The 12,095-nt window shown below is 66.9% G+C and carries 9 protein-coding genes; all 9 read left to right on the top strand.

Annotated elements, in window-relative coordinates:
* Positions 1-85 precede the first annotated feature (85 nt).
* Entirely contained in the window at positions 86-1,726 is a 1,641-nt protein-coding gene (locus NX774_RS06840) for an OFA family MFS transporter (RefSeq protein ID WP_258821399.1), read from the top strand.
* 147 nt (positions 1,727-1,873) lie between these two features.
* The gene (locus NX774_RS06835; RefSeq protein WP_258821398.1) at positions 1,874-3,571 is read left to right on the top strand and encodes an NAD(P)H-dependent oxidoreductase subunit E; all 1,698 of its coding nucleotides are present in this window, start codon (positions 1,874-1,876) and stop codon (positions 3,569-3,571) included.
* Entirely contained in the window at positions 3,568-6,360 is a 2,793-nt protein-coding gene (gene fdhF, locus NX774_RS06830; protein WP_258821397.1) for a formate dehydrogenase subunit alpha, read from the top strand. Before NX774_RS06835 ends, fdhF begins: the two co-directional genes overlap by 4 nt.
* A gap of 5 nt (positions 6,361-6,365) precedes the next feature.
* Complete coding sequence (locus NX774_RS06825) at positions 6,366-7,217, top strand: formate dehydrogenase accessory sulfurtransferase FdhD (protein ID WP_258821396.1); 852 nt, start codon at positions 6,366-6,368, stop codon at positions 7,215-7,217.
* A complete protein-coding gene (locus tag NX774_RS06820; RefSeq protein ID WP_258821395.1) occupies positions 7,217-7,924 on the top strand; it encodes an ABC transporter permease in 708 nt (235 codons plus the stop codon). Before NX774_RS06825 ends, NX774_RS06820 begins: the two co-directional genes overlap by 1 nt.
* On the top strand, positions 7,921-8,604 hold the full coding sequence (locus NX774_RS06815) for an energy-coupling factor ABC transporter ATP-binding protein (protein ID WP_258821394.1): 684 nt from the start codon (positions 7,921-7,923) through the stop codon (positions 8,602-8,604). The genes NX774_RS06820 and NX774_RS06815 overlap by 4 nt, the downstream gene beginning before the upstream one ends.
* Entirely contained in the window at positions 8,591-9,394 is an 804-nt protein-coding gene (locus NX774_RS06810) for an ABC transporter substrate-binding protein (RefSeq protein WP_258821393.1), read from the top strand. The genes NX774_RS06815 and NX774_RS06810 overlap by 14 nt, the downstream gene beginning before the upstream one ends.
* Before the next feature lie 130 nt (positions 9,395-9,524).
* Positions 9,525-10,202, top strand: coding sequence for a Rossmann-fold NAD(P)-binding domain-containing protein (locus NX774_RS06805; RefSeq protein ID WP_258821392.1), 678 nt, complete (start codon positions 9,525-9,527; stop codon positions 10,200-10,202).
* Between the two features lie 104 nt (positions 10,203-10,306).
* Positions 10,307-12,085, top strand: a complete 1,779-nt coding sequence (locus tag NX774_RS06800; RefSeq protein WP_258821391.1) for a DUF885 domain-containing protein — start codon at positions 10,307-10,309, stop codon at positions 12,083-12,085.
* The last annotated feature ends 10 nt before the right edge of the window (positions 12,086-12,095 follow it).

Here is a 12,095-nt window from a genome sequence, read left to right as displayed (position 1 = left end):
ACCCTGCCGGGAAATAAAAAAGGTTGTAGCAAATATATGTTCTTTAGAGCATATTAAGGTGTAAATATAACAACAAGGAGGAGACATGGCATTACTCGATATGCTGGACAAAGACCGGACCATCGCCGGCCCGATGTTCAACCGCTGGCTCGTGCCCCCCGCGGCGCTGGCCATTCACCTGTGCATCGGCATGGCCTACGGTTTTTCGGTGTTCTGGCTGCCGCTGTCCAAGGCGATCGGCATCAAGGAACCGATCGCCTGTCCGGCCGACATGGGCTTCATGGCCGAGATCTTCAGCACCACCTGCGACTGGAAGATCTCGATGCTGGGCTGGATGTTCACGCTGTTCTTCGTGTTCCTGGGCCTGTCCACGGCGCTGTTCGGCGGCTGGCTCGAGCATGCCGGCCCGCGCAAGGCCGGCGTGGTGTCGGCGCTGTGCTGGTGCGGCGGCCTGGTCATCTCGGCGCTGGGCATCTACCTGCACCAGATCTGGATGATGTGGGTCGGCTCGGGCGTCATCGGCGGCATCGGCCTGGGGCTGGGCTACATCTCGCCGGTCTCCACGCTCATCAAATGGTTCCCCGACCGGCGCGGCATGGCCACCGGCATGGCGATCATGGGCTTTGGCGGCGGTGCCATGATTGGCGCGCCGCTGGCGGACAAGCTGATGAAGTACTTCGCCACGCCCACCTCGGTCGGCGTGTGGGAGACCTTCCTGGCGCTGGCCGCGATCTACTTCGTGTTCATGATGGCCGGCGCGCTGGCCTACCGCGTGCCCGCCGCCGGCTGGACGCCGAAGGGCTGGACCGCACCGGCTGCCAAATCGTCGAACAAGATGATCACCAACCGCCATGTGCACGTGAACCGCGTGTGGAGCATCCCGCAGTTCTGGCTGGTGTGGGGCGTGCTGTTCCTGAACGTCTCGGCCGGCATCGGCATCCTCGCGATGGCGTCGCCCTTGCTGCAGGAAGTCTTCGGCGGGCGCCTGATCGGCGTGAACCTGCCCTACAACGACCTGGACGCGGCGCAGAAGGGCCAGATCGCGGCGATCGCGGCCGGCTTCACGGGCCTGCTGTCGCTGTTTAACATCGGCGGGCGCTTCGTGTGGGCCTCGTGCTCGGACTACATCGGGCGCAAGGCCACCTACTTCGTGTTCCTGGTGCTCGGGCTGGTCCTGTACGCGTCGATCCCGTCGCTGGCGCACTCGGGACAGCTGGCCTTGTTCGTTGGCTTTTTCTGCATCATCCTGTCGATGTACGGCGGCGGCTTTTCGACCGTGCCCGCCTATCTTGCCGACCTGTTCGGCACGCAGATGGTGGGCGCGATCCACGGCCGCCTGCTGACCGCGTGGGCCGCGGCCGGCGTGCTGGGGCCGAGCCTGGTCAACTACGTGCGCGAATACCAGATTTCCCATGGCGTGGCCAAGGCCGAGGCGTACGATCTGGCCATGTACATGCTGGCAGGGCTGATCCTGCTGGGGCTGGTCTGCAATGCGCTGGTGCGCCCGCTGGCGGACAAGTACTTCATGACCGAGGAGGAGCTGGCCACCGAGAAGCGCCTGGCGCACGAGCGCGACGTGGCCGCGTCCAGCGGCACCGGCAGCAGCGTGGTCGCCACCGGCGGCAGCAACCCGGCCATTGCCACCTTTGCGTGGCTGGCGGTCGGCCTGCCGATCCTGTACGGCGTGTGGGTGACGCTGCAGAAGGCGGCGGTGCTGTTCAAGTAGAGGCCGTTCGCAAGCTGGCTGAACGCGTGGGCAGAATCTGCCCACCCTACCGGTAGGGTTACCGTAGGGCGGGCAGGTTTTCCTGCCCACGCGTTCAACGAACCTTGCCTTACCAAAGAAATCTGAATCACATCAGGGACTGTCAACATGAACCACCCCGTCATCCCGATCGCCGTGCAGGGCCCGTCGCGCCAGCGCAAGCGCGAGGCGCCGCGTGGCCGCCGGGTCGATCCGCAAGCCCTGCAGGAGGTGCGCGAACTGCTGGGCGATGGCGCGCGCCGGCGCGACCTGCTGATCGAGCACCTGCACAAGATCCAGGACCGCTTCGGCTGCATCGCCAGCCACCACATCGCCGCGCTGGCGCAGGAGATGCGCCTGGCGCAGACCGAGGTGTACGAGGTGGCCACCTTCTACCACCATTTCGACGTGGTCCGCGAGGGCGAGGCCGCGCCAGCGGCGCTGACGGTGCGCGTGTGCAGCGGCCTGTCGTGCGAGATGGCGGGGGCGGCGCAGCTGATCGAGCGCCTGCCCGCCATCCTTGGCCGCGAGGTGCGCGTGCTCGCAGCGCCCTGCATCGGCCGCTGCGAACAGGCGCCGGCTGCGGTGGTGGGCCAGAACCCCGTGCCCAACGCGACCGAAGAAGCGGTCGCCACGGCCGTCGCGCTGGGCAGCACCACGCACCAGCCGGCTGGCTACATCGGCTACCAGGAATACAAGGAACAGAGTGGCTACGCGATGCTGCGCGCGTGCGTGGGCGGGGCGCGCGACCCCGAGCAGGTGATCGCCACCCTGGAAAGCTCGCACCTGCGCGGCCTGGGCGGCGCCGGCTTTCCGACCGGGCGCAAGTGGCGCATCGTGCGCGGCGAGCCGGGCCCGCGCCTCATGGCCATCAATCTCGACGAGGGCGAGCCGGGCACCTTCAAGGACCGCGTGTACCTGGAGCGCGATCCGCACCGCTTCCTCGAAGGCGCGCTGATCGCGGCCTGGGCCGTGGGCATCGAGGCCATCTACATCTACCTGCGCGACGAATACCACGGCTGCCGCGCGCTGCTGGAACAAGAGCTCGCCAGGCTGCAAGCAAACCCGCCGGTGGCGAACATGCCGCGCATCGAGTTGCGGCGCGGCGCCGGCGCCTACATCTGCGGCGAAGAGTCGGCGATGATCGAATCGATCGAAGGCAAGCGCGGCATGCCGCGCCTGCGCCCGCCCTACGTGGCCCAGGTGGGCCTGTTCGGCCGGCCCACGCTGCAGCACAATTTCGAGACGCTGCACTGGATCCGCGACATCCTGGAACACGGCGCCGACTGGTTCGCCAGCCACGGCCGCAACGGGCGGCGCGGCCTGCGTTCGTTCTCGGTATCGGGCCGTGTGCGCGAGCCGGGCGTCAAGCTGGCCCCGGCCGGCATCAGCGTGCGCGAACTGATCGACGAATACTGCGGCGGCATGCTGGAGGGGCACAGCTTCTATGCCTACCTGCCGGGCGGCGCCTCGGGCGGCATCCTGCCCGCGTCGCTGGGCGATGTGCCGCTCGACTTCGACACCCTGCAGCCCTATGGCTGCTTCATCGGCTCGGCCGCGGTCGTGATCCTGTCCGACCGCGACAGCGCGGTGGCCGCGGCGCGCAATACGCTGCGCTTCTTCAAGGACGAATCCTGCGGCCAGTGCACGCCGTGCCGTGCCGGTACTGCCAAGGCGCTCGCGCTCATCGAGCAGCCGCGCTGGGACACCGCCTTGCTGGCCGAGCTGTCGCAGGTGATGCGCGATGCGTCGATCTGCGGCCTGGGCCAGGCGGCGCCGAACCCGTTCGACTGCGTCATCAAGTACTTCCCGCAGGAGCTGGCATGAACGCGATCAACCGAACCGTACGCTTTTCGATCAACGGCCGCGAGGTCGAGGCGCTGGAGCACGAAACCCTGATCGAGGTGGCGCAGCGCGAGGGCGTCGAGATCCCGCGCCTGTGCTACAAGGAAGGCATGGCGGCGGTGGGCAACTGCCGCTCGTGCATGGTGGAGATCGACGGCGAGCGTGTGCTCGCGCCATCGTGCTGCCGCTACCCGTCGCAAGGCATGAAGGTGACCACCGACAGCGCGCGCGCCGTGGCCGCGCAAAAGCTGGTGCTGGAGCTGCTGCTGTCCGACATGCCCGAGGCCGAGTACACGCGCCACAACGAGCTGGACGAGTGGGCAGACAAGCTTGGCGTTGGCCAATCGCGCTTTGCGCGCACCAGGCGCCAGAGCGCGCCCGACCTGTCCAATCCCGCGATCGCGGTCAACCTCGACGCCTGCATCCAGTGCACCCGCTGCGTGCGCGCCTGCCGCGACGTGCAGGTGAACGACGTGATCGGCTACGCCTTCCGCGGCCAGGATGCGCTGCCGGTGTTCGACCAGGGCGACCCGATGGGCGCCTCCACCTGCGTGACCTGCGGCGAATGCGTGCAAGCCTGCCCGACAGGCGCCCTGATGCCCGCGCGCGGCGTCGCGCTGAACATCCCGGACAAGCAGGTCGATTCGGTGTGCCCGTACTGCGGGGTGGGCTGCCAGCTGACCTATAACATCAAGGACAACAAGATCCTGTATGTGGAGGGCCGCGATGGTCCGGCCAACCACGGCCGCCTGTGCGTGAAAGGCCGCTTCGGCTTCGACTACGCGAACCACCCGCACCGCCTGACGCGCCCGCTGATCCGGCGCGAGGGCGTGCCCAAGACCGGCGACTTCGCGATCGACCCCGAGCGCGTGCTCGAGGTATTCCGCGAGGCGACCTGGGAAGAGGCGCTGGCGCTGGCCGGCGGCAAACTGAAGCAGATCCGCGATACCCTCAGCCCGCGCGCGCTGGCCGGCTTCGGCTCGGCCAAGGGCAGCAACGAGGAAGCCTACCTGTTCCAGAAGCTGGTGCGCACCGGCTTTGGCAGCAACAACGTGGACCATTGCACGCGCCTGTGCCACGCCTCGTCGGTGGCGGCGCTGCTGGAAGGGATCGGCTCGGGCGCCGTGTCCAACCCGGTGATGGACGTGACGAAGGCCGAGGTGGTCATCGTCATCGGCGCCAACCCGACCGTGAACCACCCGGTTGCAGCCACCTGGATGAAAAACGCAATCCGCGCGGGGACCAAGCTGATCGTGTGCGATCCGCGCCGGCCCGAGCTTGCGCGGCACGCGCACCGCTTCTTGCAGTTCAAGCCCGACACCGACGTTGCGCTCCTCAACGCCATGATGCACGTGATCGTGACCGAGGGGCTGGTCAACCAGGACTTCATCGACAGCCGCACCATTGGCTTCGAGGAGCTGGCGAAAAATGTCGAGGACTACAGTCCCGAGCGGATGGCGCCGATCTGCGGCATCGATGCCGAGACCATCCGTTACGTCGCGCGCCTGTACGCGACCTCGAAGGCGTCGATGATCCTGTGGGGCATGGGCGTGTCGCAGCACGTGCACGGCACCGACAACGCGCGCTGCCTGATCGCGCTGGCGCTGATGACCGGGCAGGTGGGCCGTCCCGGCACCGGCCTGCACCCGCTGCGCGGCCAGAACAACGTGCAGGGCGCGTCCGACGCCGGCCTGATCCCGATGATGTACCCGGACTACCAGCGCGTGGACAACCCGCAAGCACAGGCCCGGTTCGAGCAGGCCTGGGGCGTCAAGCTCGATCCCAGGCCGGGCCTGACGGTGGTCGAGATCATGGACGCGATCGACCGCGGCGAGATTCGCGGCATGTACATCATGGGCGAGAACCCGGCCATGTCCGACCCCGACGCCAACCACGCGCGCGCCGCGCTGGCCGCGCTCGACCACCTGGTGGTGCAGGACATCTTCCTGACCGAGACCGCCTACCTGGCCGACGTGATCCTGCCCGCCTCCGCCTTCCCGGAGAAGACCGGCACCTTCACCAACACCGACCGGCTGGTGCAGCTGGGCCGCCAGGCCATCGACCCGCCGGGCGAAGCGAAGCAGGACCTGTGGATCATCCAGCAGATGGCGTGCCGCATGGGGCTTGACTGGCGCTACGGCCACGTGTCCGAGGTGTTCGACGAGATGCGCCACACGATGAACAGCATCGGCGGCATCACCTGGGACCGGCTGGAGCGCGAGGGCGCCGTGACCTACCCGTGCCAGCACGAGGGCGACCCCGGCCAGGCCGTGGTGTTCACCGAGACCTTCCCGCGCGAAGGCGGCCGTGCGCGCTTCGTCCCGGCCGACATCATCCCGGCCAACGAGCGTCCCGATGCCGACTACCCGATGGTCCTGATTACCGGCCGCCAGCTCGAGCACTGGCACACCGGCAGCATGACCCGCCGCACCGCCGTGCTGGACGCGCTCGAACCCGATCCGGTGGCGCTGGTGCACCCGCTCGACCTTCAGAAGATGGGCGTGAAGCCGGGCGAGGTGATCACCATCGAATCGCGCCGCGGCCAGGTGGCGCTGTACGCGCGCGCCGACGACAGCTCGCCGGTGGGCGCGATCTTCGTCCCGTTCTGCTACTACGAGGCGGCGATCAACCGGCTGACCAATCCGGCCCTCGATCCTTACGGAAAGATTCCCGAATTCAAGTATTGTGCGATCCGGGCGCGGCGCGGCGGGGAGGTCGCACCGCAGGGCAGCTTCGGTGGCGGCCGAGTTTTGGAGGGCATGGCACAATAGACAACATGAAACCACGCTATCGCCCGCTGCTGTCGAACGCGCGCGCCACCCTCACGCACGAGGTGCTGGCGATCGACGAACGTGGCCGCAGCTCCACCATCTCGATCCCGGCCGAGCGTCCGCTCACCGTGTACGTGGACAAGCGCGAGCTGGTCACCTTGATGACGCTCGGCGGCGCGCCCGAGGCGCTCACGCTCGGCTACCTGCGCAACCAGCGCCTGGTGCGTTCGATCGACGAGGTGGTGTCGGTGCAGGTGGACTGGTCGGTCGATGCGGTGGCGGTCGTCACCCGTCACGGCATCGCCGACGTCGAGGAACGCACCGCGAAAAAGGTCGTCACCACCGGTTGCGGGCAGGGCTCGGTGTTCGGCGGGCTGATGGACGAGGTGGACCAGATCGCGCTGCCGCCAAACGCGCGCCTGCCGCAATCGGTCGTGTACCGCATCGTCGAGACGATCCGTACCCAGCAATCGGTGTACAAGCAGGCCGGCTCGGTGCACGGCTGCGCGCTGTTTACAGGCAGCGGCGAGCTCCTGTACTTCATCGAGGACGTGGGCCGCCACAACGCGGTGGACGCCATCGCCGGCCTGATGTGGCTGGAGGGCCTCGCGGGCGAGGACAAGGTCTTCTACACCACCGGGCGACTGACCTCGGAAATGGTGATCAAGGGCGCGCAGATGGGCATTCCGTTCCTGCTGTCGCGCTCGGGCACCACGCAGATGGGGCACATGGTGGCGCAAAAGGTCGGCATGTCGCTGCTGGCGCGCTGCACCGGCAAGCACTTTCTGCTGCTGGCCGGGCACGAGCGGCTGGTGTTCGAGCCCGACCTGCTTGAAGCAGCGGCGCGACTGGCGTAATGGGACTGCTGGACGCCACGCTCGGCGCCTTCGTGCTGCTCTTCACCGGTGACGCCGCGCTGTGGAACATCATCTGGGTGTCGCTGAAAACCAGCGTGCTCGGGCTGCTGCTGGCTACACCGCCGGCGGTGGCGATCGGCTACGGCATCGCCATGCACCGCTTCCCGGGCCGCCGCATCGCCATCTGGCTGGCTCAGGCCGCGCTGTCGCTGCCGACGGTGCTGGTTGGCCTGCTGCTCTACCTGCTGCTGTCGCGCCACGGCGTGCTCGGTCCACTGCAGTGGCTGTTCACGCAGCCCGGCATCGTGTTGGGCCAGTTCGTGATCGCGCTGCCGGTGCTGCTGGCCTTTTCGCTGGCCGCGGTGCAAGCCGCCGACCCGCGCTATGCGGAGACCGCGATCACGCTCGGCGCCTCGCGCTGGCGCGTGATGGCCACGCTGCTGTACGAGGTGCGCTTTGGCGTGATGGCGGCGGTGATTAGCGGCTTCGGCCGCGTGATCTCCGAAGTCGGCTGCGCGCTCATGGTCGGCGGGAACATCGAAAACCAGACGCGCACCATTACCACGGCCATTGCGCTGGAAACCAGCAAGGGCGAATTCGCGCAGGGGATTGCGCTTGGCATCGTGCTGATCGCGATTGCGCTTTTGATGAACGGCGCGCTGATGCTGTTGCAGGGCGAGGCGCACATGGCACGGGGCCAGGTATGAGCGCGCTGCTGACTATCCGCGGCCTGCACAAGCGCTATGGCGAGCGCCAGCTGTTCAACATCGACACGCTCACCCTCGATGCGGCCAGTGCCTACGTTCTCACGGGCGTGAACGGAGCCGGCAAGAGCACGCTGCTGCGCATTCTGGCGGGGCTGGAACGGGGCGATTGCGACAGCTTCGAGTTCGACGGCAAGCTGCTGCGGCTGCACCCGTATCCGCGCGAGCTGCGTTGCGACATCGTGTACGTGCACCAGCATCCGATCATGTTCTCGACCTCGGTTGCCGAGAACATTGGGTTCGGCTTGCGCGCGCGCGGCATGCACGGCGCGGCGCTGGCGCAGGCAGTCGATCGCGCCATCGAATGGGCCGGCATGGAGCATGCGCGTGACACCGATCCCGCGCGGCTGTCGGGCGGCGAAAAGCAGCGCGTGGCGCTGGCGCGCGCCAAGGTGCTGCGGCCGCGGGTGCTGCTGCTGGACGAGCCCACCGCCAACCTGGACGGGCCGGCGCGCGAGCAGGTGATCGCGCTGATCCCGACCCTGCTCGAGGCGGGGACCACCGTGGTGATGGCCTGCCACGACCGCGACCTGATTGGGCTGCCCGGCGTGCGGCGGCTGAAGCTGCGCGACGGGCATATCGAATACCGACCACAAAAAGGAGAACACGATGAAACGCCGTAAGCTGCTTGCCTTGCTGCTGTGCGCCACCCTTGCGAGCCCGCTCGCGCTGGCGCAGAACGTGATACGCATGTCCACCACCACCAGCACCGAAAACTCGGGCCTGCTCAAGTGGCTGCTGCCGGCGTTCGAGGCCAAGACCGGCGCCAAGGTCAACGTGATTGCGGTGGGCACCGGCAAGGCGCTCGAGCTGGGCAAGAATGGCGACGTGGACGTGTGCCTGGTCCACGCGCGCAAGCTGGAAGACCAGTTCGTGGCCGAAGGCTGGGGCATCGACCGGCGCGACGTGATGTACAACGACTTCATCGTGGCCGGGCCCACCTCCGACCCGGCCCACGTCAAGGGCATGAAGGACGTGATCGCCGCGTTCAGGCAGATCGCCGCGACCAACGCGAAGTTCATCTCGCGCGGCGACAACTCCGGCACCGACGTCATGGAGAAGAACTACTGGAAGGAAGCCGGCACCAAGCCGGCGGGCGCGAACTACGTGTCGGCGGGCCTGGGCATGGGCGAGGTGCTCAACATGGCGGCCGAGATGAAGGCCTACACGCTGACCGACCGTGCCACCTACGGCGCGTACAAGGCCAAGACGGGGCTGGCGATCCTGGTCGAAGGCGACAAGCGCATGTACAACCCGTACGGGATCATCGCGGTCAATCCCGGCAAGCACCAAGGCATCAACTACAAGGGCGCGAAGCTGCTGATCGACTGGATCACGTCGCCGGAAGGGCAGGCGCGCATCGCCTCGTTCAAGCCGGATGGCGAGCAGCTGTTTTTTCCCTCGGCTCGGTAGGGTGGGCGGGTCTCCCGCCCACGCGTACAGGCGGCGCAGGCACTGATTGAACGCGTGGGCACAATGTGCCCACCCTACGGGTGCCGTACGCGTGTAATATCCCGCCATCGACAGGGATAAGGAAGCAGAAGTGAACGTACTGATTTTCGGCGCCACCGGCATGGTCGGCCAGGGCGTGCTGCGCGAGTGCCTGGCCGCGCCCGACGTTGCCATGGTCAAGACCATCGGCCGCACGCCGACCGGCCAGCGCAACCTGAAGCTGCGCGAGCTGGTGCATGCCGAGATGTGGAACTACGAGGGCATCGAGGACGAGCTTTCCGGTTTCGACGCCTGCTTCTTCTGCATCGGCGTGAGCTCGGCCGGCATGAGCGAAGAGAAGTACACGCACCTGACCTACGACCTGACCCTGAACGCCGCGCGCAAGCTGGCCGCGCTCAATCCGCAGATGGTGTTCGTGTACGTGTCCGGCGTGGGCGCGGACAGCAGCGAAAAGAGCAGCGTGATGTGGGAGCGCGTGCGCGGCAAGACCGAGAACGCCTTGCTGGCGCTGCCGTTCCGGTCGGTGTACATCTTCCGCCCCGGGATGATCCAGCCGCTCGACGGCATCAAATCGAAGACGCCGGCCTACCGCATCTTCTACACGCTGGCCAGGCCGATCCTGCCGCTGTTGCGCGCCGCCCTGCCGACGCAGATCCTCACCACCGCGCAGATGGGCCGGGCCATGCTCAATGCGGTGCGCCGCGGCGCTGCCAGCCGCGTGCTCGGCGCGCCCGAGATCAGCGCGCTGAGCAAGCCAGCGCAGCCCTGAGCGGCACGCACGCGGGAGGGGCGCGGCATGCATATGTTGCGACCGCCTCGGGAAAGCTCCATACTTCCCCGGACTTTTCACAGACCAGTCCGAAAGGAATCCCCGTGTTCTCTCCCAAGAAGAAAATCTGCTCGCTGATCGGCGCGCTTTCCCTGGCTGCCGTGGCGCTGCCGGCCTTCGCTGCCGAACCTGCCTGGGTGGCGAAGAGCAATGCCAATGCCAAGCTGCTGCTCAACGTGATCGCCAAGTATTCGCCGGAAGACGCAAGCCAGTACGGCGTGGACGGTTTCGACGAGCAGATCGTCGACCTGTCGCATGACCAGTACGCGGCGCAGATGAAGGATCTGCGAAGCGCCATCGCGGAGCTGGAAAAACGGCGCAAGGGCGAGACCGACCCGAAGGTCCTGCAGGACCTCGATATCCTGGTCACGCGCGCGCAGGACCAGATGCGCTCGATCACGCTGAACCGCAAGTACTTCATGCCCTTCAACGACGTGACCGGCATGATCTACGGTGTGGTGCAGGCCACGCTCGATCCGCGCATCCCCAAGGCACGCCAGCAGGCCCTGCTCGTGCGCCTGGAAAAATATGCGGGCATGGCGAAAGGCTACCGTCCGGTGACCGAGCTGGCCAACGAGCGCCTGCAGGAACGGCTGAAGGCCAACAAGAACCTGCTGGGCCCGTACAAGGGGGAAGTGGAGCAGGACATCAACAATGGCCCGGCGCTGATCAACGGCATAAAGGATTTGCTCAGCAAGAGTGAGCTGAAGGGCTGGGAGCCGGTGTTTGCGAAGCTGGAGCAGCAACTGACCGCGTACAACGAACAGGTCAAGACGCAGATCCTGCCGCGCGCCCGCTCGGACCACCGGCTGCCGCCCGAGATCTACGCCGACAACCTGCACAACTTCGGCGTGGACATCACCCCGCAGGAGATGATGTCCAAGGCACTGACTTCGTTTGCCGAGATCCGCAACCAGATGAACATCACGGCGGGCCTGATTGCGCGTGAGCGCGGCCTGCCCAAGTCCGACTACCTGTCGGTCATGGCCGAACTGAAGAAAGCGCAGATTCCGGCCGACCAGGTGATGCCGCTGTACACCGAGCGGCTGGCGCAGATCGAAAGCGCGGTGCGCGAACAGCACATCGTGACCCTGCCCACGCGTAAAGCCGTGATCCGCCTGGCCAGCGCTGCCGAAAATGCGCAGCAACCGGCGCCGCACATGAACCCGCCGCGCCTGCTCGGCAATACGGGCGAGTACGGCGAATTCGTCCTGACCACCGGCATGGCGCCGGACGCCAGCGGCAAGTCGCTCACCTTCGACGACTTCACGCACCAGGCAGGCACCTGGTCGCTCACCGCGCACGAGGCGCGTCCGGGGCACGAGCTGCAGTTTGCGAAGATGCTGGAAAGCGGCGTGTCCACCGCACGCGCGCTGTTCGCCTTCAACAGCGTGAACGTGGAGGGCTGGGCGCTCTACGCGGAGGCGGAAATGCAGCCGTACGAGCCGCTCGACGGCCAGCTGTTCGCGCTGCAGGCGCGTATGCAGCGCGCGGCGCGTGCCTTCCTCGACCCGATGGTCAACCTGGGGCAGATCACGCCGGCGCGCGTGAAGTCGTTCCTGATGGAGGACGTTGGCCTGTCGGAGGGCATGGCGACGCAGGAAATGCAGCGCTATACCTTCCGCGCGCCTGGCCAGGCAACCTCGTACTTCTACGGCTACCAGCGGCTGATGGAAACCCGGCAAGCGGCTGAAGTGGCGCTCGGGAAGAAGTTCAACCGCCAGGCCTTCAACGACTTCGTGCTGGCGCAGGGCCTGGTGCCGCCGGCCCTGCTGCGCAAGGCGGTGATGGAGGAATTCGTGCCGGCGCAGGCCAAGCTGTGACCGTGCCGGG

Source organism: Massilia agilis (genome assembly GCF_024756255.1).
GTDB classification, from domain to species: Bacteria; Pseudomonadota; Gammaproteobacteria; order Burkholderiales; family Burkholderiaceae_D; genus Telluria; species Telluria agilis.
The sequence above is the reverse complement of the archived record's forward strand: the minus strand, read 5'-3'. Positions and strand labels throughout refer to the sequence as shown.